At 69.9% G+C, this 26543-nt stretch carries 25 protein-coding genes; 9 read left to right on the forward strand and 16 right to left on the reverse strand.

Going from position 1 to position 26543, the window contains the following annotated elements:
- Positions 1-53: 53 nt before the first annotated feature.
- Genes E6O51_RS10715 through E6O51_RS10730 form a run of 4 tightly spaced genes read right to left on the reverse strand, consistent with a single transcriptional unit; the run spans position 54 to position 2494 of the window.
- Positions 54-353: a DUF167 domain-containing protein gene (locus E6O51_RS10715; protein WP_136384991.1), complete on the reverse strand. Its 300-nt coding sequence runs from the start codon at positions 351-353 to the stop codon at positions 54-56.
- Positions 350-931, reverse strand: a complete 582-nt coding sequence (locus tag E6O51_RS10720) for a YggT family protein (protein WP_136384992.1) — start codon at positions 929-931, stop codon at positions 350-352. Before E6O51_RS10720 ends, E6O51_RS10715 begins: the two co-directional genes overlap by 4 nt.
- A gap of 3 nt (positions 932-934) precedes the next feature.
- Positions 935-1747: a pyrroline-5-carboxylate reductase gene (gene proC / locus E6O51_RS10725; RefSeq protein WP_136385074.1), complete on the reverse strand. Its 813-nt coding sequence runs from the start codon at positions 1745-1747 to the stop codon at positions 935-937.
- Positions 1748-1804: 57 nt separating this feature from the next.
- Positions 1805-2494 carry a YggS family pyridoxal phosphate-dependent enzyme gene (locus tag E6O51_RS10730; RefSeq protein WP_136384993.1) on the reverse strand — a complete coding sequence of 230 codons (690 nt, stop codon included), beginning with the start codon at positions 2492-2494 and terminating at the stop codon, positions 1805-1807.
- Between the two features lie 90 nt (positions 2495-2584).
- On the opposite strand from E6O51_RS10730, the gene E6O51_RS10735 reads away from it, so the two are divergent.
- Positions 2585-3625 carry a type IV pilus twitching motility protein PilT gene (locus tag E6O51_RS10735; RefSeq protein WP_136384994.1) on the forward strand — a complete coding sequence of 347 codons (1041 nt, stop codon included), beginning with the start codon at positions 2585-2587 and terminating at the stop codon, positions 3623-3625.
- Between the two features lie 82 nt (positions 3626-3707).
- Entirely contained in the window at positions 3708-4841 is a 1134-nt protein-coding gene (locus E6O51_RS10740) for a PilT/PilU family type 4a pilus ATPase (protein WP_136384995.1), read from the forward strand.
- Here the strand turns inward: E6O51_RS10740 and E6O51_RS10745 are convergent.
- Entirely contained in the window at positions 4838-5980 is a 1143-nt protein-coding gene (locus E6O51_RS10745) for a THUMP domain-containing class I SAM-dependent RNA methyltransferase (RefSeq protein WP_136384996.1), read from the reverse strand. The two genes, E6O51_RS10740 and E6O51_RS10745, sit on opposite strands and share 4 nt — an antisense overlap.
- 122 nt (positions 5981-6102) lie before the next feature.
- On the opposite strand from E6O51_RS10745, the gene mobA reads away from it, so the two are divergent.
- Positions 6103-6693, forward strand: a complete 591-nt coding sequence (gene mobA / locus E6O51_RS10750) for a molybdenum cofactor guanylyltransferase MobA (protein WP_136384997.1) — start codon at positions 6103-6105, stop codon at positions 6691-6693.
- Positions 6694-6699: 6 nt separating this feature from the next.
- Here the strand turns inward: mobA and E6O51_RS10755 are convergent, their stop codons facing one another.
- Together E6O51_RS10755 and E6O51_RS10760 are read right to left on the reverse strand one after the other, a co-directional pair.
- Positions 6700-7116, reverse strand: coding sequence for a CopD family protein (locus tag E6O51_RS10755; RefSeq protein ID WP_136384998.1), 417 nt, complete (start codon positions 7114-7116; stop codon positions 6700-6702).
- On the reverse strand, positions 7107-7997 hold the full coding sequence (locus tag E6O51_RS10760; protein ID WP_136384999.1) for an SDR family oxidoreductase: 891 nt from the start codon (positions 7995-7997) through the stop codon (positions 7107-7109). Before E6O51_RS10760 ends, E6O51_RS10755 begins: the two co-directional genes overlap by 10 nt.
- A 24-nt stretch (positions 7998-8021) precedes the next feature.
- On the opposite strand from E6O51_RS10760, the gene E6O51_RS10765 reads away from it, so the two are divergent.
- From E6O51_RS10765 to E6O51_RS10780, 4 genes are all read left to right on the forward strand, one after another.
- On the forward strand, positions 8022-9038 hold the full coding sequence (locus E6O51_RS10765) for a CDP-6-deoxy-delta-3,4-glucoseen reductase (RefSeq protein WP_136385000.1): 1017 nt from the start codon (positions 8022-8024) through the stop codon (positions 9036-9038).
- Between the two features lie 4 nt (positions 9039-9042).
- Positions 9043-10179, forward strand: a complete 1137-nt coding sequence (locus tag E6O51_RS10770) for an EAL and HDOD domain-containing protein (protein WP_136385001.1) — start codon at positions 9043-9045, stop codon at positions 10177-10179.
- Between the two features lie 231 nt (positions 10180-10410).
- Positions 10411-12408, forward strand: coding sequence for an ATP-binding protein (locus E6O51_RS10775; RefSeq protein WP_168735246.1), 1998 nt, complete (start codon positions 10411-10413; stop codon positions 12406-12408).
- A 145-nt stretch (positions 12409-12553) separates the two neighbouring features.
- On the forward strand, positions 12554-14719 hold the full coding sequence (locus E6O51_RS10780) for a putative bifunctional diguanylate cyclase/phosphodiesterase (RefSeq protein ID WP_136385003.1): 2166 nt from the start codon (positions 12554-12556) through the stop codon (positions 14717-14719).
- Positions 14720-14791: 72 nt separating this feature from the next.
- Here the strand turns inward: E6O51_RS10780 and E6O51_RS10785 are convergent, their stop codons facing one another.
- From E6O51_RS10785 to E6O51_RS10795, 3 genes are all read right to left on the reverse strand, one after another.
- Entirely contained in the window at positions 14792-15100 is a 309-nt protein-coding gene (locus E6O51_RS10785) for a c-type cytochrome (protein WP_136385004.1), read from the reverse strand.
- Between the two features lie 144 nt (positions 15101-15244).
- Positions 15245-16102 carry an NADPH-dependent 7-cyano-7-deazaguanine reductase QueF gene (gene queF / locus E6O51_RS10790; RefSeq protein ID WP_136385005.1) on the reverse strand — a complete coding sequence of 286 codons (858 nt, stop codon included), beginning with the start codon at positions 16100-16102 and terminating at the stop codon, positions 15245-15247.
- A gap of 45 nt (positions 16103-16147) precedes the next feature.
- Positions 16148-16672, reverse strand: coding sequence for an ATP-binding protein (locus E6O51_RS10795; RefSeq protein ID WP_136385006.1), 525 nt, complete (start codon positions 16670-16672; stop codon positions 16148-16150).
- Between the two features lie 218 nt (positions 16673-16890).
- Between E6O51_RS10795 and E6O51_RS10800 the strand changes: the two genes are divergently transcribed.
- Positions 16891-17433, forward strand: coding sequence for a hypothetical protein (locus tag E6O51_RS10800; protein WP_136385007.1), 543 nt, complete (start codon positions 16891-16893; stop codon positions 17431-17433).
- A gap of 10 nt (positions 17434-17443) precedes the next feature.
- Here E6O51_RS10800 and E6O51_RS10805 read toward each other — a convergent pair whose 3' ends face one another.
- Genes E6O51_RS10805 through E6O51_RS10815 form a run of 3 tightly spaced genes read right to left on the reverse strand, consistent with a single transcriptional unit; the run spans position 17444 to position 19595 of the window.
- Entirely contained in the window at positions 17444-17821 is a 378-nt protein-coding gene (locus tag E6O51_RS10805) for a sirohydrochlorin chelatase (protein ID WP_136385008.1), read from the reverse strand.
- Positions 17818-18615, reverse strand: a complete 798-nt coding sequence (locus E6O51_RS10810; RefSeq protein ID WP_136385009.1) for a tRNA threonylcarbamoyladenosine dehydratase — start codon at positions 18613-18615, stop codon at positions 17818-17820. The genes E6O51_RS10805 and E6O51_RS10810 overlap by 4 nt, the downstream gene beginning before the upstream one ends.
- Before the next feature lie 14 nt (positions 18616-18629).
- Entirely contained in the window at positions 18630-19595 is a 966-nt protein-coding gene (locus tag E6O51_RS10815; RefSeq protein ID WP_136385010.1) for an MBL fold metallo-hydrolase, read from the reverse strand.
- A 113-nt stretch (positions 19596-19708) separates the two neighbouring features.
- Between E6O51_RS10815 and E6O51_RS10820 the strand changes: the two genes are divergently transcribed.
- The gene (locus tag E6O51_RS10820) at positions 19709-20857 is read left to right on the forward strand and encodes a MalY/PatB family protein (protein ID WP_136385011.1); all 1149 of its coding nucleotides are present in this window, start codon (positions 19709-19711) and stop codon (positions 20855-20857) included.
- A gap of 7 nt (positions 20858-20864) precedes the next feature.
- Here the strand turns inward: E6O51_RS10820 and E6O51_RS10825 are convergent, their stop codons facing one another.
- From E6O51_RS10825 to E6O51_RS10835, 3 genes are read right to left on the reverse strand one after another with little or no spacing between them, the layout of a single operon-like run.
- Positions 20865-23351 carry a two-component system response regulator gene (locus E6O51_RS10825; RefSeq protein WP_136385012.1) on the reverse strand — a complete coding sequence of 829 codons (2487 nt, stop codon included), beginning with the start codon at positions 23349-23351 and terminating at the stop codon, positions 20865-20867.
- 11 nt (positions 23352-23362) lie between these two features.
- Entirely contained in the window at positions 23363-23803 is a 441-nt protein-coding gene (locus tag E6O51_RS10830) for a response regulator (protein WP_211091384.1), read from the reverse strand.
- Positions 23800-26412 carry a PAS domain S-box protein gene (locus tag E6O51_RS10835; RefSeq protein WP_136385013.1) on the reverse strand — a complete coding sequence of 871 codons (2613 nt, stop codon included), beginning with the start codon at positions 26410-26412 and terminating at the stop codon, positions 23800-23802. Before E6O51_RS10835 ends, E6O51_RS10830 begins: the two co-directional genes overlap by 4 nt.
- Positions 26413-26543 lie beyond the last annotated feature (131 nt).

The following is a 26543-nucleotide window of genomic DNA, read 5'->3' on the forward strand; positions in this document are numbered from 1 at the left end:
TTTTTTGGAGGAGGCTACCACGCCGCCGCGCCGGCAGGCGCGGGCGGCGTCGTTCAGCCGAGCCGGCGCAGGCGGCGCAGCACCTCGTCGTCCACGCCCTCGATGCGCACCCGCTTGGCGCGGGAGGATTCGCCCGACAGCAGGCTGACGGCGCTGCGGGGCACCTCGCAGAACTGCGCCAGAAAGGCGCACAGGGCGGTATTGGCCTTGCCGTCCACCGGCGGCGCGGCCAGGCGCAGCTTCATCGCCTCGCCGTGCAGGCCGGCGAACTCGGTGTGGCGGGCATTGGGTTGCACGTGCAGGGTGAGGACGACGCAGTCCTCGTCCGCCTGCCTCAGCCAGGGTCCGCTCATGTCCCGAACAGCAGCGGCGCGAAGTTGCCGCGCAGGCCGGCGAGCACCATCAGCACGATCTGCAGCACCAGCAGCAGGACCAGCGGCGACAGGTCCACATTGGCGATCGGCGGAATGACGCGCCGGAACGGCCGCAGGAAGGGGTCCGCAAGGCGATGGAAGACGGCCGCGGCCGGCGCGTGGGGGCTGACCCAGGACAGTACGGCGGAGATCAGCACCACGCCGAACACCAGATAGATGGCCATGCGCAGCGTCTCCAGCAGGCCCAGGCCCCACAGGCCGAGCAGCACCCCCGCGGGGTTGCCGCCCAGGGGCACGCCGCGCACGGCGAGTTCCACGAACACGTACAACGTCTGCAGCCCCCAGGCCGGCAGCAGGCTGGCCAGATCCAGCCCCATCAACCCCGGCATCACGCGGCGCAGGGGGCGCACCAGCCAGTCGGTGGCGGCGAGCACGAACTGGCCGACCTGGTTGTGGAAGGAAACCCGCAGCCACTGCATGAAGAAGCGCGCCAGCAGCACCAGGGTGAACAGGCCGACGACGACGTCGAGCACCAGCAGGACGATGTTGCCGAGCATGGTTCAGTCCTTGCCCAGTTGGTCGCCCAGCTCGCGCCCGCGCGCCTCGGCCGCGGCAATCGCGGCCACCAGGGCGTCGTGCCAGCCGGCCGCGGCCAGGCTCTTCAGCGCGGCCTCGGTGGTGCCGCCCTTGGAGGTGACGCGTTCGCGCAGCACCGCCGCCGGCTCGGGCGAATCGGCCGCCAGGCGGGCCGCGCCCAGCACAGTGTCGATGGCGAGCCGGCGCGCGGTGTGCTCGTCGAAGCCGAAACCCTGCCCGGCCGCCTGCAGCGCCTCGATGAAGTGGAACACGTAGGCCGGGCCGCTGCCGGAGATCGCGGTGACCGCATCCATCTGCGCCTCGTCGGCGATCCACACCGTGCTGCCCACGGCCGCGAGCACGCGCTCGGCGGCCTCCCGTCCGGCCGCGTCCACCGCCGGATCGGCGTACAGGCCGGTGACGCCGGCGCCGATCAGCGCCGGGGTGTTGGGCATGCAGCGCACCAGCCGGCGGTGGCCACCGAGCCAGCGCGACAGGTCCGCCAGGCGCAGGCCGGCGGCGATGCTGACCACCAGTTGCCCGGCCAGCCGGCCGGCCAGCGGGGCGAGCGCCTCCTTCATCTGCTGCGGCTTGACCGCCAGCACCAGCACGTCGCAGCCGAGCACACGGTCGTCCACCGTTTCCACCGCGCGCACCCCGAAGCGTTCCGCCAGCCGTTCGCGGTTCGCCGCCTGCAGGTCCACCACCTGCAGCGCGCCACCGGCGAAACCCTTGTCCGTCAGGCCGCCGATCAGTGCCGCGGCCATGTTGCCGCCGCCGAGGAAGCTAATCTTCATGTCCATCTCGCTGTTTCGTGAGGGGTGAGGGCTGAACGCCGGCCGCCGGCCGCTCGCTCAGGCCTGACGCCTCGCACCGAAGATCGCCGTGCCCACCCGCACGATGGTCGCCCCCGCGGCGATGGCCGCCTCCAGGTCGTGGGACATACCCATGGACAGCGTGTCCAGCGCCAGCCCTTCCGCGGCCAGTCGTGCCTGCAGCGTGCGCAGCACGCCGAAGCGCGCCGCCAGCAGCGCGGCGTCTTCGGTGGGTTCGGGGATGCACATCAGCCCTCGCAGGCGCAGGCGGGGCAGCGCCGCCACCGCGCGGGCGAGCGCCACGGCCTCCTGCGGCGCCACGCCGCTCTTGCTCTCCTCGCCGCTGACGTTCACCTGGATGCACGCGTTGAGCGGCGGCAGATGCGCGTCGCGCTGGGCGGACAGGCGCTCGGCGACCTTGAGCCGGTCGATGCTGTGCACCCAGTGGAAATGCTGCGCCACCAGGCGCGTCTTGTTGCTCTGCAGGGGGCCGATGAAATGCCATTCCAGGCCCAGGTCCGCGAGCGCCTCGGCCTTGGCGCAGCCCTCCTGCACGTAGTTCTCGCCGAAGGCGCGCTGCCCGGCGGCGGCAGCCTCGCGCACGGCCTCGGCCGGCCAGGTCTTGCTCACCGCCAGCAGGGCGACCTCTTCCGGAGCCCGTCCGCAGGCCCGCGCAGCGGCCCGGATGCGGTCGCGCACGGCTTGCAAGTTGGAGGGGATTGATGTCATATAGCGCCTGCCCAGGCCGCGAAAAGGCCGGCAAAGTATAGCACCGGCCCCTTGCCGGCCCGTCCCGTCGCCAGGCTCAGTACCCTACCTATGGACATCACCGAACTGCTCGCCTTCGCGGTCAAGAACTCCGCCTCCGACCTCCATCTCTCCGCCGGTCTGCCGCCGATGATCCGCGTGCATGGCGATGTGCGCCGCATCAACCTGCCGCCCATGGAGCACAAGGACGTACACGCGATGGTGTACGACATCATGAACGACTCCCAGCGCAAGCAGTTCGAGGAAACGCTGGAGTGCGACTTCTCGTTCGCGGTGCCCAACCTGGCGCGCTTCCGGGTCAACGCCTTCAATCAGAACCGCGGCGCCGGCTCGGTGTTCCGGACCATCCCGTCCAAGGTGCTGACCCTCGAACAGCTCAACGCGCCCAAGATCTTCAAGGAAATCGCCCACCAGCCGCGCGGCATCGTGCTGGTGACCGGGCCGACCGGCTCGGGCAAGTCCACCACGCTGGCGGCGATGATCGACTACGTGAACGAAAACGAGTACGGCCACATCCTCACCGTCGAGGACCCGATCGAATTCGTGCATGAGTCCAAGCGCTGTCTGATCAACCAGCGCGAAGTGCACCGCGACACCATGTCCTTCTCCAATGCGCTGCGCGCCGCACTGCGCGAGGACCCGGACGTGGTCCTGGTGGGCGAAATGCGCGACCTGGAAACCATCCGCCTCGCGCTCACCGCGGCCGAAACCGGCCACCTGGTGTTCGGCACCCTGCACACGTCGTCGGCCGCCAAGACCATCGACCGCATCGTGGACGTCTTCCCCGCGGCCGAGAAGGACATGGTGCGGGCGATGCTGTCCGAATCGCTGCGCGCGGTGATCTCCCAGACCCTGCTCAAGACCAAGGACGGCACCGGACGGGTGGCGGCGCACGAGATCATGATCGGCACCCCCGCCATCCGCAACCTGATCCGCGAAAACAAGATCGCGCAGATGTACTCCGCGATCCAGACCGGCCAGAACGTGGGCATGCAGACCCTGGACCAGTGCCTGCAAGACCTGGTGCGGCGCAACGTGGTCTCGGCGGCGGAAGCGAAGCTCCGCGCCCAGAACAAGGACAACTTCAACTGAGCCCGCCGCCCGGACAAGGTCCGGGCGCGCTCGGCACGGCAACCCGACAACCCAGCCGGCAGTCCGGCCGGAGGACGCCACGATGGAACGCGATCAGGCACTCAAGTTCATGCACGACCTGCTGCGGCTGATGCTGCAGAAGAACGGCTCCGACCTCTTCATCACCGCCGGCTTCCCGCCGGCGATCAAGGTGGACGGCAAGATCGTGCCGCAGTCCAACCAGGTGCTGTCGCCGCAGCACACGGCCGAACTCGCGCGCGCGATCATGAACGACCGCCAGGCCGCCGAGTTCGAGGCCTCCAAGGAATGCAACTTCGCCATCTCGCCGGCCGGCATCGGCCGCTTCCGCGCCAATGCCTACATCCAGCAGGGCCGCGTGGGCCTGGTGCTGCGCACGATCGCGCAGAAGATTCCCACTTTCGACGACCTGGGCCTGCCCGTGGTGCTGCGCGACGTGGCCATGTCCAAGCGCGGCCTGGTGATCTTCGTCGGCGGCACCGGCACCGGCAAGACCACGTCGCTCGCCGCCATGGTGGATTTCCGCAACGAGAACTCCTACGGCCACATCATCACCGTCGAGGACCCGATCGAGTACGTGCATCCGCACAAGAACTGCATCGTCTCCCAGCGCGAGATCGGCATCGACACCGACACCTGGGAGGCCGCGCTGAAGAACACCCTGCGCCAGGCTCCCGACGTGATCCTGATGGGCGAAATCCGCGACCGGGAAACGATGGACTACGCCATCGCCTTCGCCGAGACCGGCCACCTGTGCCTGGCGACCCTGCACGCCAACAGCTCCAACCAGGCCATCGACCGCATCATCAACTTCTTCCCCGAAGACCGCCGCCCGCAACTGCTGATGGACCTGTCGCTGAACCTGCGCGCCATGATCTCCCAGCGCCTGCTGCCGCTCAAAGGGCGCAAGGGCCGCGTGCCGGCGGTGGAAATCCTGCTCAACTCGCCCCTGATCGCCGACCTGATCTTCAAGGGCGAGGTGCCGGGCATCAAGGAAGTCATGAAGCGCTCGCGCGAGTTGGGTATGCAGACCTTCGACCAGGCCCTGTTCGACCTCTACGAGGAAGACAAGATCACCTACGAGGACGCCCTGCGCAACGCCGACTCCATCAACGACCTGCGCCTGCAGATCAAGCTCAACAGCAAGCACGGCGACCGCGACCTGCAGTCGGGCATCCAGCACCTGGATATCGTTTAGGGCCTGTTCGACCCGGCCACCATGCGGTACTCGAACAGCCGGCATTCCAGCGCGCCGTTGTAGAGCGGCGTGCGCTTGCTGGCCTTGAGGCCGACCAGCTTGGGCAGGGCCGGGTCGCCGCTGAAGACGTAGCAGCGCCAGCCGCTCCAGTGCTTCTTCAGCGCATCTCCCAGCTTCGGATAGAACGCGGCCAGCTCCTCGGCCTCGCCGATGCGCACGCCGTAGGGCGGATTGGTCACCAGCACGCCCTCCGGCGCCGGCGCGACACGCTCCAGCACGTCCGCGCGGTCCAGGTATACGCCCTCCGCCAGCCCGGCCGCTTCCAGGTTCACCCGCGCCCGCCGCACCTGCTCGCCGACGATGTCCGAGCCGTAGATCGCCAGCCGCCGCACGGGCTTGCGGCGCTCCTCGGCGGCCGTCCGCAGCGCCGCCCAGGCGGCGCGGTCGAACTGGCGCAGGCGCTCGAAGCCGAAGCTGCGCCCCAGGCCCGGCGCGATGTCCAGCGCGATCTGCGCCGCCTCGATGAGAAAGGTGCCGCTGCCGCACATGGGGTCCACCAGCGCTTCGTCGGGCTGCCAGCCGGTCAGGCGCAGGATGCCCGCGGCCAGGTTCTCCTTCAGCGGCGCTTCCACCGCGGCGCGCTTGAAGCCGCGCCGGTAGAGCGGATCGCCCGAGGTGTCGACGTAGAGCGTGACCGCGTCGCGGGTCAGGAAGGCGTGGATGCGCACCGCCGGATTGGCGGTATCCACGCTGGGCCGCCGCCCGGCCACGGTGCGGAAGTGGTCGCACACCGCGTCCTTGATGCGCAGCGTAACGAACTCCAGGCTCTTCAGCGGCGACTGCTTGGCGGTCACGTAGACCCGCAGCGTGTCGTCCGCCGTGAACCATTTCGCCCAGGTTGGCGCATAGGCGATGCGGTAGATGTCCTCCTCGCTGCGGTAGCGCCCGCCCGCCACGCGCCACAGCACGCGGGTGGCGAGCCGGCTCTCCAGGTTCACCCGGTAGCAGGTCGTCCAGTCGCCGCCGAAGGCCACGCCGCCGGGCACGGCCTGCGGCGCGTGCGCGCCCAGCGCGCCGAGTTCTTCGACCAGCAGCGGTTCGAGGCCGCGCGGACAGGGGGAGAAAAACTGCTCGGACATGGATGATCCGTCAAGGCTGGGCGCGCCCGCCGCACGGCGGACACGGAATGGAAGGAGAAACCGTGCAATCGGCGCCCATTGTAACGGCGCCCCCGCCCCACGGCACCGGTAGAATCCCGCCCATGGACGCCATCACTCCCCTTCCCCCGGTCAGCGGCCTGGTGCTGGCCGGCGGCCGCGGCCTGCGCATGGGCGGGGCCGACAAGGGCTTGGTCGATTTCCGCGGGCGGCCCATGGTCGCCAGCGTGCTGGAACGCTTCGCGCCCCAGGTCGCCGAACTGATGATCAGCGCCAACCGCAACCTGGACGCCTATGCGCGCTTCGGCCATCCGGTGTTCGCCGACGACATGGCGGACTTCGCCGGCCCCCTCGCCGGACTGAAGGCGGGACTCGCGCGGGCACGCCACGAACTGGTCGCCACGGTACCGTGCGACGCACCGCTGCTGCCGCCCGACCTGGTCGCCCGCCTGCTGGCGGCGCTGCTGCGCGAGGATGCGGAGATCGCCGTGGCCACGGCCGGCGGGCGCAGCCATCCGGTGTTCTGCCTGTGCCGGCGCGCGCTGCTGCCGGCCCTCGCCGACTATCTGGCCGCGGGGGGGCGCAAGGTGGATGCCTGGCAGCGCAGCCGGCGGCGCGTGGAGGTGGCCTTCGACGACGCGGCCGAGGCCTTCGCCAACCTCAACAGCCCGGCCGACCTGCCGCCGGCGGGCTGAATCCCGTCAGAAAGGCTTGAGCACCGCCAGGAAGACCACCGCCACCAGCACCAGCACCGGCACCTCGTTGAACACCCGGTACCATACGTGGCTCTTCCTGCTGCGCCCGGCGGCGAAGTCGCGCAGCAGCTTGCCGCAGTACAGGTGGTAGCCCACCAGGCCGAGCACCAGGGTGGTCTTGGCGTGCAGCCAGCCGCCGCCGTACACCTCCGGGTAGCCGAACCACAGCCACAGCCCCAGCCCCACCGCCAGGATGCCCAGCGGGGTCATGAAACGGTAGAGCTTGTGCTCCATCAGCTTCAAGCGCTCGATGGTGGCCGCGTCCTCGACCATCGCATGATTGACGAAGATGCGCGGCAGGTAGAACAGGCCGGCGAACCAGGACACGACGAAGACGATGTGCAGGGCTTTGATCACGAGCATGGGGAAGGATTCTCCTGGGCAATGGCGATGGGAAGGCTGTGCAGCACGGTCGGATAGCGCAGGCCCACGCGCAGTTCCCGGCGCAGGCGCGCGTTCGACAGCACGCGGGATTCGGACATGAAGGACAGCGCCATGGGCGACAGGCGGGCGGCGATCTCGGCGCGGGTGAGGCGCGGCGGGCGGGGGAGGCCGAAGCGGTCCGCGAGCAGATCGAAGTAGGCCCCCATCGTCATGTGCGTATCATCGGCGGCATTGTAGGCACGCCCGCCGCGTCCGCGGAACAGGGCGGCACAGGCCAGGCGTGCCAGGTCGTCGGCGTGGATGTGGTTGGTATGCACGTCCTCTTCGGCCCGCAGCACCGGATCGCCGCGCCGCAGGCGTTCGAGGGGCAGGCGGTCGGCCGCGTAGATGCCGGGCGCGCGCAGCAGGCTTACCCGCAACGCGTGGCGCCGGCCGAAGGCGCGCAGGCGGTCCTCCGCATCCACCCGGCGCCGTGCCCGCGCGGTCTGCGGACGGCGCGGGCGGGTTTCGTCCACGGCCTGCCCGCCGCAATCGCCGTACACCCCGGTCGTACTGATGTATACGATGCACCGTGGTAGACTCCCGCGCGCCAGCGCAGCCAGCAGGTGCGCCGTGCGCGGGTCGGTGGTGCCGGTCGCGGGCGGGGGGGCGAAGTGCAGCACGGCATCGGCCACGCCGGCCAGCCGCGCGAGGCTGCGGCGGTCGTCGAGATCGCCGCGCACGGGCACGGCGCCCAGCGCCCGCAACGCCGGACCGGCCGCGGCGTCGCGCACCAGCGCCAGTACCCGGAAGCGGCGCGCCAGCCAGGGAATCGCGCGCCGTGCGACGTCGCCGCTGCCGACGATCAGTATCCTCTTCATAGCGCCAGGATTATCTCACGCAAGATGCCCTTCCAGATTTCACTCCAGCCCGGCGGCCAGCAGTTCCAGGCCGAACCCGACCAGACCATCCTGGACGCGGCCCTGGCGGCCGGCCTGCTGCTGCCTTACGGCTGCCGCGACGGGGCCTGCGGCGCGTGCAAGGGCAAGGTGATCGCGGGCACGGTGGATCACGGCGGCGTGTCGGGCGCGGTGCTCACCGACGAGGAGCGGGCCGCCGGCCTGGCCCTGTTCTGCCGCGCCACGGCGCGCTCGGACCTGGTGCTGGAAGCGCGCACCGTGGCGCGCACCGGCGACATCCCGGTCAAGAAGCTGCCCTGCCGCGTGCAGAAGCTCGAACGCGCGGCCGACGACGTGATGATCCTGGACCTCAAACTGCCGGCCACGGAGCAGTTCCAGTTCCACGCCGGGCAGTACATCGACATCCTGCTCGCCGACGGTGGACGGCGCAGTTTCTCCATTGCCAACGCGCCCCACGACGCCGGCCACCTGGAACTGCACGTGCGCCGGGTACCCGGCGGCCGCTTCACCAGCCACGTGTTCGAGGGCATGAAGGAACGCGACATCCTGCGCTTGGAAGGCCCGCTCGGCAGCTTCTTCCTGCGCGAGGACAGCGGCAAGCCCATCGTGCTGGTGGCCGGCGGCACCGGCTTCGCGCCGATCAAGAGCATCGTGGAGCACGCCCGGCACATCGGCCTCGACCGCCCGATGACGCTGTACTGGGGGTCGCGCGACCGTGCCGGCCTGTACATGGACGGACTCGCTCGCGGGTGGGAGGGGGCTCTTCCCGGCTTCCGCTATATTCCGGTACTCTCCGACCCGTCGGCCGATGACGCATGGGACGGACGTCGCGGATTGGTGCATCGTGCGGTCATGGAGGATCTGCCGGACCTGTCCGGGCACGAAGTCTATGCCTGCGGCGCGCCGGCGATGATCACGGCCGCCCGCATGGATTTCGCATCGGGCTGCGGCCTGCCGGACACGGCTTTCTTCGCCGATTCCTTCACCTATTCGAACAAGTGATGCCATGAGCCAGACCGTCATCCTCACCCGCGAGCCCGTCGTCAACAAGAGCCGCGCGATCACCGCCAACCGGCTCATCGCCCACGGCCAGAACATGGGGGCCGTGGTGGACGCGCTCAACGGCCTGGCCGACGTGTGGCCGACGCGCCACACGGTGTTCGTGTGCCTGGGGCGGCTCGTGCCCACGCCCGACCTGATGAACTGGTCGGCGCCGCAGAACGCCATGGTGGAGATTCCGGTGCAGGCCCTGAACCACCCCCAGACCCAGGCCCTGCTGCCGCAGTTGCGCGAAGCCGGCATCAGCACCTGCCTGAGCTGGTACGCACCGGGCACCGCGCTGCCGGCCGGCGCCGAATGGCGCTTCGTGCTGCTCGATGCACGCAAGAACGCCGCACCCAACGGGGCGCCGGGGCTCAGCCTGGCCTGGGGCCTGGCGGATCTGCCCGCCTTCCAGAAGGCGGTGGCCGCGGGCTACGACGGCGCCTCGGGCTGGTTCTTCCTGCACGGCAACCCGCCGCCCAAGGATCTGACGCCGGGGCACGCCCAGATCGTGCGGCTGCTCAACCTGGTGCGCAACAACGGCGACATCAAGGAGATCGAGGCGGTGCTCAAGCAGGACGTGGCCCTGTCCTACAAGCTGCTGCGCTACATCAACTCGGCCGGCTTCGGCCTGATGTGCGAGATCCAGTCCTTCCGCCACGCGGTCAGCATCCTGGGCTACGACAAGCTCAACAAGTGGCTGTCGCTGCTGCTGGTCACCGCCAGCCGCGACCCCAGCGCACCGGCCATGATGCAGACCGCGATCACGCGCGGCCGCTTCATGGAGGAAGCGGGGGCGCAATTCTTCGACAAATCCGAACGGGACAACCTGTTCATCACCGGCGCCTTCTCGCTGCTCAACCTGCTGCTCGGCACCTCCATGCAGGCGGTGCTCGACGAGATGAACCTGCCGCCCAACGTCACCGAGGCCCTGCTCTACGAGCAGGGCGAATTCGCCCCCTTCCTCAAGCTCGCCCGGCTGTGCGAGAGCTTCGACGGCAGTGCGCTGGCCAAGGCCGCCGACGAACTGCAGCTCGCACCCGACGTGCTCAACCGCGCCCACCTGACCGCCCTCGCCTTCGCCGACGACCTGCAGGCCTGAGAGATCCTCCGTCGCAGTCCGGCGACAGCGGAGGATCGGACCGGACGGCAGGCCCTCTTCCGCGCCGGGCTTGCACCCTGTGTGTTGGGCCTATGCCTTTCGTCGCATGGGCGGCGCGCACCGGAGCGCGACGAAACCAGCCACTGCGCCTCTGCGCATTCGGTCACGTCGCCGCTGGCCGATTGTCGCTAATATCCGGGCAGTCCAATGAATGCCCGGAGCCAGCCCCTGATGGCCCACCCGGTGCCGAGCGCACTCCGCCCTGCTGCGCCCAGCCTCGTGCCGAGCGGCAGCGAGGCTCTCCTCGGCCTGCTCGGCAATCCCGAACCCGACTGGCGCGCCGCCGCCGAACTCACCCTGCGCGACGTCACCCTGTGCTTCCCGCTGCTGGCGGCGCGGCCGCTCGCGGGCGGGGAGGCGTGCGACCTCGGGGCGCTGCTCGAACAGCGTCTGCGCCAGGCGGGCACCGGACTGCTGCGGGCCTGGATGCTCCACCTCGCCCAGGCCGACCCGCCCCGTGCCGCCGCCCCTGCGGCCGAACTCGCGCAGACGGCCTTGCTGGCCGCCGAATGCGCCCGCCACATCGCCCAGGAAAATCGCTATCCGCGCCCGGACGAAGCCTATCTGGCCGGCATGTGGCTGGCGCTCGGCCAGGCGGTCGGCGGCGCGAGCGGGCAGTCGGCCAATGCGGCCGCAGCCGCGCTCGCCACGCAGTGCGGCCTGCCCTCACCGATCGTGGACGCCCTGCTCATCGAACAGGCCCTCGAAGAATACGTTGCCGCCGCCCATCCCCTCGCCCGCATCCTGTGGTCGGCGGTGCGGCTCGCCCGCGAGCCGGACAGCGCATCCGACCCCCGCTTCGCGGCGATGGCGCACCTGGCGCCGGAGGTGCTCGCCAGCCTGCGCACCGACATCGCGTTTCTCGCCGGCGGACGGGCCGCTCCGCCCGCCACGGCGGGCGCGCCGTGGCCCCGTGGCCCGCTGCCGCCCCAGTTGCAGGCGGCCGCGCTGGGCGGCCTTCTGCAAGGGGCCTTCGCCGGACTGGATGCCGAGGCCGTGCACGCACGCCTCGCCCTCGGCTGCCGCCTGCTCGCCGGCGTCGAGCAACCGCTGATCCTCAGCCCCGCCGACGACCGCCCGCTGGCCCTGCTCTCGCCCGGCGCTCCGCGGCTTGCCGAGTGGGTGGACGAACTGGCCCTGCGCAGCGACGACGAATCGAGCATGATCGCGCTGGCGCTGCGCAGCACCACACCGACCACCGTGGTACTCGGCGAGAGCCTCGACACGCGCAGCGCGGCCGACTGGCAGATCGGACGCTGGCTCGGCGCGGGCGTTATCGCCTGCGTGCCCCTCGCACTGGCGCACACCCGCACGGTGGCGGTGTTCGGCTGCCCCCTGGAGCATCTGCCGCTGGACGCCGCGGCGTCGACGCTTGGCATCCTGATCGCCCGCGCCGCCGACCGTCTGCTCGACGAACAGGCGCGCGTCCGCGCCCAGACCGAGCAGGCCGAGCAGTTCCAGGCGCGCTACCGCCAGCACGCGCGCACGCTGGTGCACGAGGCCAACAATCCGCTGACCGTGATCCGCAGCTACGTGGGCCTGCTGGAGCAGCGCCACGCCGACGACACCTCGCTGCGCGACAAGCTCGCCCTCATCGACGAGGAACTGGCCCGCGTCGGCGACCTGCTCGGCCGCTTCAGCGCGCTGCCCGGCCAGGACGCGCCGGAGGAACCGCATTGCGCCGTCGGCAGCCTGCTCGACGAACTGCGCGCCCTGTGCGCCGAACCGCTGTTCGAGAGCCACGGCATCCGTTTCGAACTGCGCAAGCCGGCCGTCCTGCCACGGGTCGCCATGCCGGCTTCCGCCCTCAGGCAGGTGCTGCTCAACCTGCTGCGCAATGCCTCCGAGGCGCTCTCGCCGGGCACCCGCTTCGCGCTCGCCGTGCCCGGCCAGCTCGTGGTCGACGGACGCCCCTGCCTGGAGATCCGGCTGATCGACAACGGCCCCGGTCTGTCGGCCGAACGCATGGCCGACCTGTTCGCCAGCGGCAGTACTACCAAAGGCGGGGAACACCAGGGTATCGGGCTTTCAATCGTTCGCGATATTCTTTTGCGTTGGAACGCGACCGTCGTCTGCCGCAGCCAGGCGGGCAGCGGAACCGGCTTCCAGTTGTTCGTTCCGGTACAAATTCCTCCGGATCGATTAAATGCCTTTAAGAATTTGGTTTAAACTTTTGGCACAGAAGAGATTTCCGTCGGATTCGATGACGAAACGCTTTCCCGCCCGCATCCGGTGGCGGTAAGCTCCGCGGCACGAAAACGGAAAGCTCGTGCAGTACCGGAACGCTCCATAACCAGCGCAGCTCAGGGGGGTCATGGTTATCCCGGCAGAGCAACCCTTCTTCGATCAGGCGGCAACGCGCGACGGCGCCGAACTGCCGTGCCGCATCCTGATCGTCGATGACGACGTGGCGCTGCGCCGCACGCTTCCGCACGTGCTCGCGCACTCGACGCGCCAGTTCGACGAATGCGGTACGGTCGCCGAAGCCCTCGAGAAGCTCGCCGGCACCGAATACGATTTGATCCTGCTCGACTACCGCCTGCCCGACGGCAACGGCCTCGCGGTGCTCGACTGGCTGGCCGAGCGGCACCGGGGCGAGGCGGTGATCATGATCAGCGGCGAGGACGCCATCGATGCCGCCATCGGCGCCCTGCGCGGCGGCGCCGACGATTTCGTGCGCAAGCCCTACCATGTGGTGCAGATGCAGCGCACGGTGCAGAACGTGCTGCACCGTACCGCCCTCGAACGTGCCAACCGCGCCATGAGCCAGCGCCTGCACGCCTCCGAGCGCCTGCACCGCTACCTCGTGGAAAGTTCGCCCGACCTCATCTTCACCCTCGATGCGGACGGCTGCTTCAGCTACCTGAATCCGCGCGTGGAAGCCCTGCTCGGCTTCGAGCGCGCCCAGTTGCTCAGGCGCCCCTTCATCCTGCTGGTGATGCCCGAGGACCAGGACCGCATCCAGGCCCTGCTGCAGGTCTGCCGCAGCGGCCGTTCGGACGGCTTCAGCATCGAACTGCGCCTGCGCCGCAACCGCCACATGGTGGAGGACGGCGAGAACACCTACGTCACCGTCGCCCTCAACGGCCTGCCCATGGCCGGCGAGGACGGCGCAGGCATCGGTCTCTACGGCGTCGCCCGCGACATCTCCGAGCGCAAGCGGGCCGAGGAGATCATCACCTTCCAGGCCTACCACGACCAGCTCACCCGCCTGCCCAACCGCGTGCTGTTCCGCGACCGCCTCGAACTCGCGGTTGCCCAGGCGCAGCGGCGCGCCGGCATGCTGGCGGTGATGTTCATCGACGTGGACCGCTTCAAGCTCGTCAACGACACCTACGGGCACGCCGCGGGCGACGCCCTGCTGCGCAATCTGGCCGAACGGCTGGGCACCGCCCTGCGCCGCGGCGACACGCTGGCCCGGCTCGGCGGGGACGAGTTCACCATCCTGTTGCCGGACATCTCCCGTCCCGAGGACGCCGAGACCACCGCGCGCAAGATACTCGACACGCTGGCCCGGCCGTTCGCGCTGCCGTCAGGCGAATTCCGCGCCACGGTCAGCATCGGCATCTCCATCTATCCGCGCGACGGCAAGAGCGCGGAAGAGCTGACCAAGCATGCCGACGTGGCCATGTACAAGGTCAAGCGCTCCGGCAAGAACGGCTTCCGCTTCTTCGACGCCGAACTCAACGCCCACCACCGCCAGCGCGTGACGCTGGAGAACGACCTGCACAACGCCCTCGAACGCAACGAGTTCGAGCTCCACTTCCAGCCCCAGGTCAGCATGGCCGGGCGGCGGGTGGTCGGCATGGAGGCGCTGCTGCGCTGGAACCATCCCCTGCACGGGCAGATCGGGCCTGCAGTGTTCATCCCGGTCGCCGAGGAGATGGGCCTGATCACCGACATCAGCCGCTGGGTGCTGGACCGCTCCTGCCACCAGTTGATGCGCTGGCGCGACTCCGGACACACGGACCTGCGCATGTCCCTCAACCTGTCGCCGCACGATTTCGACCGCGCCGGCATGGTGGACGAGGTGCTCGCCGCGGTCACCCGCTACCGCATCCCGCCCGCCCAGCTCGAACTCGAGATCACCGAGAGCATGATGATGCAGGACACGGAGGGCGCGGCCGCCAAGGTGCAGGCCCTGCGCGCGGCCGGCCTGGGGGTGGCGATCGACGACTTCGGCACCGGCTATTCCTCCCTGTCCTACCTGCAGAAATTCCCGGTGAGCTGCCTGAAGATAGACCGCAGCTTCGTGGGCGACCTGTACGGCCCCGCCCTCAACCCCATCATCTCCGCGATCACCGGCATCGCGCGCGGCTTCGGCCTGCAACTGATCGCCGAAGGCGTGGAACAGGCCGAGCAGGTCGAAGTGCTGCGCTCCCTCGGCTGCGACGTCATGCAGGGCTACTACTTCGCCCATCCGGCCGCCGCGGCCGAGGCCGAGCAGTGGCTGCAGACCCCGCCCTGCGCCATGCTCTGAACGGCACGCGGCGAGGAATGCCAACAAAAAACCAGCCCGCGGGCTGGTTTCTTGTTGGTGCGTGTCAGGCGCTTACTTCTGGGTCAGCACCCACTCGGCCAGCGTCTTGGCATCGGCCTCGCTGACCTGCGGGTTGGGGGGCATCGGGATCTGGCCCCAAACGCCCACGCCGCCCTTCTGGATCTTGGTCGCCAGCGTGGCGGCTGCACCGGCCTGGCCGGCGTACTTGGCGGCCACGTCCTTGTAGGCCGGACCGACCAGCTTCTTGTCCACCGTATGACAGGCCAGGCAGTTCTTGGCCTTGGCCAGATCGGCGGAGGCGAAGGCCGGAGCGGCCGAAAGCAGGCCGGCAGCAACCGCGGCAGCAACGAAAAGCTTCATGGTTTCTTCCTCATGGTGGTGGTAGAACGTGGGCGGATACTAAACCAGTCGGCCCACCCTTGCCTACCTGTTCAACAAATGTTGCAGCACTCCGACCGCCTCGCGACGCCTTGATTCCCAAGGGAAATCGCATCGCCCGGCGTCCTACTGGCGTATTTCCATAGTATTAGCCGGCGGCGCCATTCCAGGCGTGGCGCGCCACGGGTTGATGTCCAGCCCGCCGCGCCGCGTGTAGCGCGCCCACACCAGCAGTTCGCGCGGCCGGCAGCGCGCCATCAGGTCGCAGAAGATACGCTCCACGCACTGCTCGTGAAATTCGTTGTGGCGGCGGAACGACACGATGTAACGCAGCAGCCCGGCGCGCTCGATCGGTGCGCCGCGATAACGCACCGCCACCATGCCCCAGTCCGGCTGGCCGGTGACCAGGCAATTGGATTTCAGCAGGTACGAGTACAGGGTCTCGGCCACTTCCGGCTGCCCGGCGGCGGCCGCGAGAAAGGCCGGCTGCGGACGGTAGGTGTCGATGTCGATGTCCAGCCCGTCCAGACAGATGCCCTCCGGCGTGCCGGACGCGCGCCGCGGCGCCTCGCCCAGCGGTTCGACGGCGACCTCCACCGGCGCGCCGGCAGCGGCCGACAGGTCGGCGCGGATGAGCGCGGCCACCGCCTGTGCATCCGCGCAGCGGCTCTGGTTGAAGGCGTTCAGATACAGCTTGAGGGACTTGGATTCGATTAGCCGCGGCGAATCGGCCGACACGGTGAAGCTCGCCAGCGCCACCACCGGCTTGCCGCGCGGGTTGAGCCAGGACAGCTCATAGGCGTTCCACAGGTCGGCGCCGACGAAGGGCAGCGCACCCGCGGCGATGCCCAGCTCGTCGCGCTTCAACTGGCGTTCGATGGGAAACAGCAGCTCCGGCGCGTAGGTGTCGCGGTAGGCGACCGGCTGGCCGAGGGGCGAGGCTTCGGCGCCGTGCAGGGCGGGAGCAGCAGGGGTGTCTTTCATGGCGCGCGATTGTATGCGATGGCGGAAGGCGCAGCGTGGACATCGCTAGTCGACGGATGGTTCGTGGACATGGGCGCGCACCCGGCTGCCCGGCGGCAGGAACTCCAGGCGATCGAAATGGAGCGCACGGGCCAGCGCAATGCCGCGCCCGCTGGGCGCCCGGCTGCGCACCGGGTCCAGGGCCAGCCAGGGCAGCCAGTCGAAACCCCGGCCTGCGTCGGCGATCTCGAAGCACCAGCCCTCGGCAGTGCGCCACGCGGCAAGCTGCGCGCGGCGCTCGCCCAGTCCGGGCGAGGCCAGGCGGCGCGCCACCTCCGCCTCCCACTGCCCGGAAGCCCGCAGCTCCGTCTTCAGCGCGTGACCGATCTCCAGGTTGCCGTGTTCGATGGCGTTGACCAGCAGCTCGTAGAGGCCGGGCTCGGCCCGCTGCGGCCGGGCGCACAACGCAGCGGCCCGACGTGCGGCGGCGTGGGCTTCCGTCAGGGTGCGGACGTGGAGCGAGAGGACGATGGCGGCGGACATGGGGCGAACGCTAGCACAGCCCCACCCTCTGCCGCACCCGGCCAGCATGATCTACGCCGCCGGGAGGGGCGCGCCCGGTCCCCTGCGTGGGCAAGTCCGCTCATGCCGTCTGTCGGGGATATCCTACGTCATGTCGGTGGCTACCGACCCCGGATTGACAGCATCGACTGATATTACGCAAGCATTCCCGGGGCGATCATTCCCTCCCGGAGACGTCTTGCCGGTTATGTCATTGGTGTCGACAACGACCCTGGAGGACAACCATCATGCATACGATCCACGAGAATACATCCGTCGGCAGGCCGACCTGGTTCAATGGTCCGGCCGGCACCTGGACCACCCTGTGCCAACTGGCCGAAGCGATGCTGGCCAAGGAAAGGCGGCGGCTGGAACGCCTGGCGTACGGCCTCGCCGGCAGTGCCGTGCTCATCCTGCTGGGCGGCATCGTCCTGTCGCGGGCCATGACGGCGCATGCCGCGCCGCAGACCGGAACGGCGCTGACCACCGCAGTGTTGATGCTGATCGTCTTCGTCATCGTGGGCGGATTCCAGGTGCTGCACTACCTGGAGCAGCACGCCCTGGACGTGGCCGAGGAAAGCCGTTTCCTGGAGGTCGCACGGCAAGCGCTGCGGCGCGGCGAGGTGGACACGGGGGCCATGCCCTCGTCGCCCGAGACGCCGGTCGAGCACCTGATCCGCCGCGAGACGGGGAAGATCCGCGCAGCGCAAATGAGCGCGCACGGCATCGTTCCCGCATTGTGGGGCGCGGGGCTCGCCGTTACCACGCGCCTGCGCGGGCCGCAGCCCTGAAGGCGCAGGCTCAGGGGCGCGTGAAGTTCGCGGCGTAGGCCGCCATCGCGGCCAGCACGCCGTCGTCCTCGCCGACCGCCGGCGCCAGCGTGAAGGCGGTGCCGGGGTGGCACGCACGGGCGGCGTCCACGAGCGCGGGGAGGTCGCGCTTGAGATGGCCGCCCTGGGCGAGGAACATGGGCAGCACGGTCACGCGGCAGGCGCCGTCCGCGACGAGGCGGCCGATCGCCTCGTCCAGCGTGGGGGCCATGAACTCCAGGAAGGCCAACTCCACGCGCAGTTCCGGTGCCTGCGCGGCCAGCAGTTCGCGCACGCGGCGCATGGGCCCGGCCCATTCCGGGTCGCGCGCGCCGTGGCCGAACAGGATCAGCGCCTCGCCGGGATTCATGATTCGGAACCGCCCTGCACCTGCGCCGCCAGCAGGCGTTCGAGTGCCCGCGCGGCGGCGGCGAGGCCCACGCTGGCGGTCATCATCATGCTGGAGCCGTAGCCGGCGCACGCCAGCCCCTGCGGGCCACGCCCGCTCCCGCAGGCCTGCGCCGGCCGGCGCAGGGGCTGATCCACGTACACCACCTCGATGCCGAAGCGGCGCCGCGGATCGCGCGGATAGCCGTGCTCCTTGCGCAGACGGCTGCGCACCTTGGCGAGCAGGGGGTCCTGCGTGCTGCGCGCGAGGTCGTCCACGCGGATGGCACAGGGGTCGGTCTTGCCGCCGGCGCCGCCGGCCATGGTCAGGGGCATGCGCGCGTCACGGCAGGCCAGAGCGATGGCGGCCTTGGCTCGCACGTTGTCGATGGCGTCGATGACGTAGTCGTAACCCCGCAGCAGCGCGGCGGCGTTCTCAGCGGTGACGAACTCCTCCACCCCATGGACGGCGGCCTGGGGGTTGATGGCGTGGATGCGCTCGGCCATGGCCAGCACCTTGGCCTGGCCGAGGGTGTGTTCCAGGGCGTGGGCCTGGCGGTTGATGTTGGATTCGGCCACGTGGTCCAGGTCGATCAGGCTGATCCGCCCCACGCCACTGCGGGCCAGTGCCTCGGCGCTCCACGAGCCGACCCCGCCCACGCCGATCACGCACACGTGCGCGGCAGCGAGGCGTGCGAGAGCGTCGTCGCCGTAGAGCCGCGCGATGCCGCCGAAACGGCGCTGGGGATCGACTTCGAACAGGGTATCGGCAAACATGCGCGGCGCCGGGCTCAGACCGTCTCGGGTTCGGCCACCCGCAGGCTGTCGAGCCAGACGCCCAGCCCCTGGGCATTGAGCTCCAGGTCGTCGCGCAGCAGTTCCAGCGCGTCGTTCTCGGACAGCGTCCATCCGTGCCGCGCCGCCTCCTCGCGCACGATCTGCTCCAGGCCGGCGAGAATCTCCACGTGGCGGGCCACGCCGCCGCCGCGCGCCGCCTGCGCCACCGCCACCTGGGTGTCGATCAGGCGGTGCAGGTCGCCGGCCAGGCGCTCCACCTCGGTCACCCGGCTGTAGTGGGTGAGGTACATGGCCTCGGGCGCGAAGGACAGCAGGCGGTCGATGGAGGCGTGCAGCGCGTCGGGGTCGAACTGGGTCGGGGTCGTGGTCGGGTAGGCGAAGGCGCGGCCGTCCATGTCGAACTCGCGATAGGACAGGCCGAAGGTGTCGCCGGTGAAGAAGGCGCGCGCCGTTTCGTCCCAGATGCAGATGTGGTGGCGCGCGTGCCCGGGGGTGTCGAGCACGCGGAAGCGCCGCCCGGCCAGGTCGATCTCGTCGCCGTCGCGTGCCGGCACGATGCGCTCGGCCGGCACCGGCACGATGCGCCCGTACAGCTCGAAGGCACGCTCGGCGCCATACACCGCCGCGGTCCCCTCCCACAGCCGGGACGGGTCCGCCATGTGGCGCACGCCGCGCGGGTGCACGAGCAGGCGCGCGTTCGGCAGCGCGCACATCAGGCTGCCCGCGCCACCCGCATGGTCCAGATGGATGTGGGTGAGCATGACCCAGTCCACCGCCGCGGGCGCGACGCCGAGCTTGGCCAGCACCGCCAGCACGCGCGGCACCGAGGCGTTGGTACCGGTATCGACGACCGCGGCACGCCCCTGGTGGACGATCAGATGGATGGCCGCGAGCTGCGGCCGGCCGTAGCCGGAATCCACCGCATAGATGCCGTCGGGGTGGGCAATCACGTCCTGCACCTTGGTCTCCCTCCTTCCTGCTCGAATAATTTTGCGCAATTCTATCCGCAGCCCGGCGGCCCGTGGCGGCAGCGAACACCGGGTTACACTGTGCCCAACGTGAGGAGCTGTGCATGACGGACATCTTCGGCTTTGACCGGCAAATCGACAGGGGTTCGCTGCCTGGCGAAAAATGGGGCCGCTACGCCGGCCGCGACGTGCTGCCGCTGTGGGTGGCGGACATGGACTTCGCCGCGCCGCCGGCCGTGATCGGCGCCGTGCAGGCGCGCGTGGCGCACGGCGTGTTCGGCTACACCCAGCCGTGGCCGTCCCTCGTCGAGGCCGTCGTCGACGCCGTCGAGCGCGACCACGGCTGGCGCATCGAGCCGGACTGGCTGGTGTGGCTGCCGGGCGTGGTGAGCGGCTTCAACATCGCCTGCCGGGCCGTGGGCGAACCGGGCGACGAGGTGTTCACCGCCACGCCGGTCTATCCGCCCTTTCTCAGTGCGCCGGCCAACAGCGAACGCCGCCTGGTGAGCCGCCCCCTGGAACTCGCCGGCGGGCGCTGGGGCTGGAACCGGGCCGCGGTAGAAGAGGCCATCGGGCCGCGCACCCGGTTGTTCATGCTGTGCAACCCCCACAACCCGGTGGGCCGGGTGTTCGACCGGGACGAACTGGGCTGGATCGCGGATCTGGCCGAACGGCGCGACCTGGTGATCTGCAGCGACGAGATCCATTGCGGCCTGGTGCTCGACGACGGGCTGCCGCACCTGCCCATCGCCGCCCTCGACGAGCGCGTGGCGCGGCGCACCATCACGCTGATGGCACCGTCCAAGACCTGGAACATCGCCTCCCTCTACTGCGCACTGGCCATCATCCCCGACCCGGCCCTGCGCCGCCGCTTCCGCGACGCCATGCGCGGCATCGTGCCCCACGTGAACCTGCTCGGCCTGGTGGCCTGCGAGGCCGCCTACCGGGACGGCGGGCCGTGGCGGGAGGCCCTGCTGGAGGTGCTGCGCGCCAACCGCGCGCGCGTGGCCGCCGCCGTGGCCGACATGCCCGGCCTCGCCAGCGTGCCGCCGGAGGCCACCTACCTCGCCTGGATCGACTGCCGCGGAGCCGGACTGGAACATCCGGCGGCCTTCTTCGAAGCGGGCGGGGTCGGGCTCTCGGACGGTGCACCGTTCGGCGCCCCGGGGTTCGTCCGGCTCAACTTCGGCTGCCCGCCGGCCACGCTGGCCGAGGCCCTGGCACGCATGCAGCGCGCCCTGCGGGGGCGCTAGGGCGGATTCAGCGCCGCGCCAGGAAGCGGGCGTGGAATTCGTCGGCGGGCAGGGCCGGGCTGCACAGATAGCCTTGGTAGCTGCCGCAGCACAGTTCGCGCAGCAGATCGAGCTGGGCTTCGGTTTCCACCCCTTCGGCCTGCACCGAGATGTCCAGCGCCCGCGCCATGGCCACCACCGCGGCGGCGATGGCCAGGTCGTTGCGGTCGTCGGCGATGTCCTGGACGAAGCTGCGGTCGATCTTGAGCTTGTCGATGGAGAAGCGCTTGAGGTAGGCCAGCGACGAATAGCCGGTGCCGAAGTCGTCGATGGCCAGGCCGATGCCGAGCGCCTTCAGCGCGGCGAGCAGCGCTTCGGCCTGTTCGCCCTGCGCCATCAGGCTGCTCTCGGTGATCTCCAGTTCCAGCCACCGGGGCGGCAGGCCGGTGTCGTGCAGCGCTTCGCGCAACATGCCTTCCACGTCGCGGCGGCGGATCTGCTCCACCGACAGGTTCACCGCGAGCGATCCCGGCTGCAGGCCGGTGTCCAGCCACTCCCGCCACTGCCGGCAGGCCGTGCCCAGCACCCATTCGCCCAGCGCCACGATGAGCCCGGTCTCTTCGGCGATGGGGATGAAGGCGCCGGGCGGCACCATGACCTCGCCCGGCGGCTGCCAGCGCACCAGGGCCTCGGCGCCGAGCAGGCGGCCGTCGGCCACCGCGATGACGGGCTGGTAATGCACGACGAACTCGCCGCCCGCAAGCGCGCGGCGCAAACGGGTTTCCAGTTCCAGGCGCTGGCTGGCGAGGCGGGTGAGGTCCTCGGTGTAGAAGCCGTAGGTGTTGCGGCCTTCGGCCTTGGCGCGGTACATCGCCGCATCCGCGTTGCGCACCAGGGCGAGATAGTCGTCGCCGTCGTCCGGATAGACGCTGATGCCCATGCTGGCATGCATGAACATCTCCGCCCCGCTGGGCAGGGCGAAGGGTTCGGCCAGCGCCCCGAGCAGTTCGTTGGCGACCACGGCGGCATCCTGCGGTGCGTCCAGGTCGTCGAGCAGCACCATGAACTCGTCGCCCCCGAGCCGGCCGAGGGTGTCTTCCTCGCGCAGGCGCGCGTGCAGGCGCTCCGCCACGGCACACAGCAGTTCGTCGCCGACCGAATGGCCGAGGCTGTCGTTGACGGTCTTGAAGCGGTCCAGGTCGAGGCACAGTACGGCCAGCCGGTGGCCCCGGCGCTGTGCCACCTCGATGGCGTGCGCCAGGCGCGACAGCACCAGCAGGCGGTTGGGCAGCCCGGTGAGGGGGTCGTGGTGGGCCAGATGGCTCAGGCGCTCCTCGGCGTTGCGCAGCTTGCTGATGTCGGTGAACACGCCCACGTAGTTGGTGAGCACGCCGTTCTCGTCGTGTACCGCGTTGAGCGTGAGCCATTCGGGAAACAGCTCGCCGTTCCTGCGCCGGTTCCACAGTTCGCCCTGCCAGCAGCCGGTCTCGGTCAGCGCGGCCCACATTTCCTTGTAGAACGCGCGGCCGTGGCGCCCGGACTGCAGGAAGCGCGGATTGCGCCCCCGGCTCTCCTCGTCCGGGTAGCCGGTGATTTCGGTGAAGGCGCGGTTGACCGAGACGATGTTGCCGTCGAGATCGGTGATCAGCACGCCGTCGTGGGTACTGTCGATGACCGCCGAGTGCAGCCTGAGCTTGTCCACCGCGTCGCGCAGGGCCGCGCGCTCGCGCATCAGGTCGGCTTGGCGGCAGGCCTTCTCGAGCACCAGCGGCAGTTCCTGCAGATAGCCGTGGTGCTTGACCAGGTAATCGGACACGCCGATGCGCAGGGCCTGCGCCGCCGTCTCCTCGCTGCCCTGCCCGGTCACCATGACGATGGGGATGTCGAACTTGCGCTCCTCGCGCAGGATCTTGGTCAGGCCCAGCGCATCGGTGCCCGGCAGCATGTGATCCACCAGCAGCACGTCGTATCCCCCGCCGCTCTCGCCCTCCAGCCTTTCGAGCACGGCGGCGGCGCTGTCCACGATGTCCAGCCGCAGATGGGGCGCCACCTGGGCCAGGTGGCGGATGGTCAGGTCGATGTCGAACCGGTGGTGTTCCGCATACAGCACCCGGATCGGCCGGCTGCGCCGGTTGCGCTCGGCGCGGGCGCGCTCGATCGCCGCGTCCAGGGTGGCGGACAGGCGGTGCAGGTGGTCGCCGTCCTTGGCCAGGTAGTCGTCGGCGCCGGCCTTGAGCGCGGCCACGGCGGCACGCTGGTCGCCCGAGCCGGTGAGCACGACGACGGCCGCCGGCAGGCGGCGCTCGCGCACCCAGTTGAGCAGTTCCAGGCCCGAGCCGTCGGGCAGGCACAGGTCGGTGAGCACGACGTCCACGTCCAGACCTTCGGCCAGCCGCGCCGTGCCTTCGGCGAGCGACCGGGCCAGGTGCAGCTCGGCGGTCGGCAGTTCGCGCGCGAACGCCCGCGCAAAGAGATCCGCATCCACCGGGTTGTCTTCGACGTAGAGGGCCTTCATGGGGGCAAGGCCTACTGGCGCGGCGCTGTGTTGAGCGCGCACCAGTACAGTTCGATCTGCCCGGCGACGTGGACGAACATGTCGAAATCGACCGGCTTCAGGATGTAGGAATTCGCCCCCAGGCGGTAGGCGGTGTCGATGTCCACGTCCTCGTCGGAGGTGGTGAGCACCACCACCGGCACCGTCCGCCCCGCCGGATGCTCGCGGTAGCGGCGCAGCACCTCCAGGCCATGCACACGCGGCAGCTTGAGGTCGAGCAGCACCACCAGCGGCAGGGGGTCGCCGGCCGCCCAGCGCGGCACGAAGTCGAGCGCCTCCTGGCCGTCGCGCGCGACCTGCAGCGGGTTGGCCAGGTGGCTGCGCTCGAAGGCGCGCCGGGTGAGGTCGAGATCGGCCGGATTGTCCTCGACCAGCAGGATGGGCCGGGCGGCAGCGGACAGGGTTTGCCTCATCGCGGCAGCTCCACGTGGAAGGTGGCCCCCGCGCCGGGCGCGCTCTCCGCCCATACCCGGCCGCCCATGCGGGTCACCGCCCGCTTCACCATAGCCAGGCCGACACCGGTGCCGCCGTATTCCTCGGCACGCTGCAGGCGCTGGAATATCTCGAAGATGCGGTCATGAAATTGCATGTCGAATCCGATCCCGTTGTCCCGGACCCAGAGGTGATGGACGTCGCCGGCCGTGGACGCGCCGATGCGCACGAGTGGAGGCGCCGCATTGCGGGAGTACTTGAAGGCGTTGTCCACGAGATTGCGCAACACCTGGGCAAGCCCGTCCACATCGGCACGCACGACGATGTCTTCGGGCACCTCGATCTCCACGCGGGCGCCGCCCCGCTCCAGCTCGGCGGCACGCTCGGCAAGTATGCCATGCACCATCTCGCGCAGGTTGATGTCGGTGTGCTGCAGATTGCGCCGCTCCAGCCGCGAGTAGGCCAGCAGGTCGTCGATCAGGCGGCTCATCTGGCGCACGCCGGCGCGGATGTTGCCGAGAAAAAGGCGCCCTTCCTCGTCGAGCTGGGCGGCATGTTCCTCCAGCAGCAGATGGCTGTAGCCGTCGATGCCGCGCAAGGGAGCCTTGAGGTCGTGGGACACGGAATAGGCGAAGGTCTCCAGTTCCTTGTTCACCACGCCCAGCTCGCGCGTGCGCTGCTCCACCCGCTCTTCGAGTTCGGCGTTGAACTGCCTGAGCGCCTCCTGCGCGGCGTGGCGCGCGCTGATGTCGGTGAGCAGTCCCTCCAGATGCAGCAGCGCACCGTCTTCGTCGCGGTGCGCACTGATGAAGTCCTCGATCCAGATGTAACTGCCGTCGGCGCGGCGCAGGCGGTACTCCTGCACGAACTCGCGGCGGCCCGCGGCCAGGTGGGCGCTCACTTCGGCCCCGACCCGATCGATGTCGTCCGGATGCACCACATCGGCGAAGCGGAAGTCGCCCTTCAGCATGTCGGTCGCGCGGTAGCCCCAGCGATGGACGTTCTCGGACACGTAGCGCACCGGCCAGCCTTCGTCCGGCGACCAGCGGAAGAGCACTGTGGGGCTGGCCTCGACCACCTCGGCGGCGGCGGCCAGCGCGGCACGGTCGCGTTCGCGCTCGGTCACGTCGAGCAGGGTGCCGATCACCGCCAGGCGGCCGTCGATGTCGATGCGCGTACCGAACACCTCCACCGGGAACACGCTGCCGTCGCGCCGGCGCGCGCGGAAGCCGTAGTTCAGATGCAGCACGCCGGCTTCCAGCCGCTGGCGCAGCATCTCGCGCACCAGCAATACGTCCTCGGACGCGACCAAGTCGTCGACCGGCACGCCGGCGATCTCGTCGGACGGATAGCCGAACCACTCCGCGAGGCGCGGATTGGCGTAGCTCATCACGCCGTCCTGGATCAGATAGACGCCCACCAGGGAGCGCTCCACGAGGCCGCGGAAGCGCACCTCGCTGGCCCGGATCGCGGCGGCGGCCTCCTTCTGCTGCTGCAGGTCGAAGCAACTGCCCAGGTAGCCGATGAACTCCCCGCCCGGACCGAAGATGGGCTGGCCATGGTCGGCCAGCCAATGGTAGCTGCCGTCGTGATGGCGCAGCCGGTATTCCAGATAGAAGGGAGTACGTGCCGCGACGGCGGCGCGGTAGCCGCCCAGGCAGTACTCCGCGTCCTGCGGATGCACGCCCTCGGCCCAGCCGTCGCCCAGTTCCTGCTCGAGTCTGCGCCCGGTGAATTGCAGCCAGGCGCGGTTGAAGTAGTCGCACTTGCCGTCCACGCCGGCGCGCCAGATCGGATTGGGCATGCCGTCGAGCAGATGGACGTGGAAGTCGCGCGAGGCCACCACCGAACGCATCAGCGCCGCGAGGCGCTCGCCGAGCTGGCCGAGTTCGTCCCGCCCGGTGACCGGCGGCGGCAGGCTGCGCCCTTCGACCTGCGAGCGCGTGTAGGCGAGCAGTTGCTCGATGCGGTCGGTGAGCAGCATCTTCACCAGCACACCGATGCCCAGCGACAGCAGCAGGATGGGAACCAGCACGAACAGCGTCTGCTCCAGCGCGCGGGGCAGCGCCTCGCGCTGGATCATCGCCGTATCGACCAGCAGCACGACCAGGCCGCTTCGCGCTGCGGACGTTTCGCCGCCCGCCCCGGGCAGGCGGACCGGGAAAACGGCCCACAGCCGTTTGTGCGCCGCATCCTCGGTAACCCGACTGCCGCGCTGCCGCCGTGCCGCGTCGATGAGCGCGGCGGACGGCAGGTCCGCATCGCCGAGCCGCCGTCCGGCAAGCGCGGGCGTGGTGGCGTGGCGCACCACGCCGTCGGCATCGACGTAAGCCGCGTAGACCAGGTGCGGCAGGGACACCATCTGCGCCACCAGATGGTGGGCGTGGTGTTCCAGTTCATCCGCGCTCAGGTCGATTTCCAGATTGGCGGCCAGGAAGCGGCCGGCATGGTCCGTCATCTGGCGGGTCTGGTGGAGCAGCTCGGCGGTGTAGGTATGCATGATGAAGGTGAACTGGCCGCCCGCGACCAGCAGGCCGAACAGCACCACCAGGCCCAGCAGCAGCCGGCGCAAGGAAATGTTTGCGTTCATCACGATCCTCGTGCAACCGCCCGGGCCGGGGTTGCCGCGGACCGGGGGGCACCGGCGCCGCAAGACCGGCGCACGGCACGGCGAGCGACGCGGTCTCGCACCGCCCACTGCCGAATGGGCGCGAGTGTAAA

The sequence above is a fragment of the Pseudothauera rhizosphaerae genome (assembly GCF_004801305.1).
GTDB lineage: Bacteria > Pseudomonadota > Gammaproteobacteria > Burkholderiales > Rhodocyclaceae > Pseudothauera > Pseudothauera rhizosphaerae.

Coding starts and splice junctions, on each gene's coding strand:
- E6O51_RS10715 (WP_136384991.1), bottom strand. CDS start 353: ATGAGCGGACCCTGGCTGAGGCAGGCGGACGAGGACTGCGTCGTCCTC.
- E6O51_RS10720 (WP_136384992.1), bottom strand. CDS start 931: ATGCTCGGCAACATCGTCCTGCTGGTGCTCGACGTCGTCGTCGGCCTG.
- proC (WP_136385074.1), bottom strand. CDS start 1,747: ATGAAGATTAGCTTCCTCGGCGGCGGCAACATGGCCGCGGCACTGATC.
- E6O51_RS10730 (WP_136384993.1), bottom strand. CDS start 2,494: ATGACATCAATCCCCTCCAACTTGCAAGCCGTGCGCGACCGCATCCGG.
- E6O51_RS10735 (WP_136384994.1), top strand. CDS start 2,585: ATGGACATCACCGAACTGCTCGCCTTCGCGGTCAAGAACTCCGCCTCC.
- E6O51_RS10740 (WP_136384995.1), top strand. CDS start 3,708: ATGGAACGCGATCAGGCACTCAAGTTCATGCACGACCTGCTGCGGCTG.
- E6O51_RS10745 (WP_136384996.1), bottom strand. CDS start 5,980: ATGTCCGAGCAGTTTTTCTCCCCCTGTCCGCGCGGCCTCGAACCGCTG.
- mobA (WP_136384997.1), top strand. CDS start 6,103: ATGGACGCCATCACTCCCCTTCCCCCGGTCAGCGGCCTGGTGCTGGCC.
- E6O51_RS10755 (WP_136384998.1), bottom strand. CDS start 7,116: ATGCTCGTGATCAAAGCCCTGCACATCGTCTTCGTCGTGTCCTGGTTC.
- E6O51_RS10760 (WP_136384999.1), bottom strand. CDS start 7,997: ATGAAGAGGATACTGATCGTCGGCAGCGGCGACGTCGCACGGCGCGCG.
- E6O51_RS10765 (WP_136385000.1), top strand. CDS start 8,022: ATGCCCTTCCAGATTTCACTCCAGCCCGGCGGCCAGCAGTTCCAGGCC.
- E6O51_RS10770 (WP_136385001.1), top strand. CDS start 9,043: ATGAGCCAGACCGTCATCCTCACCCGCGAGCCCGTCGTCAACAAGAGC.
- E6O51_RS10775 (WP_168735246.1), top strand. CDS start 10,411: ATGGCCCACCCGGTGCCGAGCGCACTCCGCCCTGCTGCGCCCAGCCTC.
- E6O51_RS10780 (WP_136385003.1), top strand. CDS start 12,554: ATGGTTATCCCGGCAGAGCAACCCTTCTTCGATCAGGCGGCAACGCGC.
- E6O51_RS10785 (WP_136385004.1), bottom strand. CDS start 15,100: ATGAAGCTTTTCGTTGCTGCCGCGGTTGCTGCCGGCCTGCTTTCGGCC.
- queF (WP_136385005.1), bottom strand. CDS start 16,102: ATGAAAGACACCCCTGCTGCTCCCGCCCTGCACGGCGCCGAAGCCTCG.
- E6O51_RS10795 (WP_136385006.1), bottom strand. CDS start 16,672: ATGCTGGCCGGGTGCGGCAGAGGGTGGGGCTGTGCTAGCGTTCGCCCC.
- E6O51_RS10800 (WP_136385007.1), top strand. CDS start 16,891: ATGCATACGATCCACGAGAATACATCCGTCGGCAGGCCGACCTGGTTC.
- E6O51_RS10805 (WP_136385008.1), bottom strand. CDS start 17,821: ATGAATCCCGGCGAGGCGCTGATCCTGTTCGGCCACGGCGCGCGCGAC.
- E6O51_RS10810 (WP_136385009.1), bottom strand. CDS start 18,615: ATGTTTGCCGATACCCTGTTCGAAGTCGATCCCCAGCGCCGTTTCGGC.
- E6O51_RS10820 (WP_136385011.1), top strand. CDS start 19,709: ATGACGGACATCTTCGGCTTTGACCGGCAAATCGACAGGGGTTCGCTG.
- E6O51_RS10825 (WP_136385012.1), bottom strand. CDS start 23,351: ATGAAGGCCCTCTACGTCGAAGACAACCCGGTGGATGCGGATCTCTTT.
- E6O51_RS10830 (WP_211091384.1), bottom strand. CDS start 23,803: ATGAGGCAAACCCTGTCCGCTGCCGCCCGGCCCATCCTGCTGGTCGAG.
- E6O51_RS10835 (WP_136385013.1), bottom strand. CDS start 26,412: ATGAACGCAAACATTTCCTTGCGCCGGCTGCTGCTGGGCCTGGTGGTG.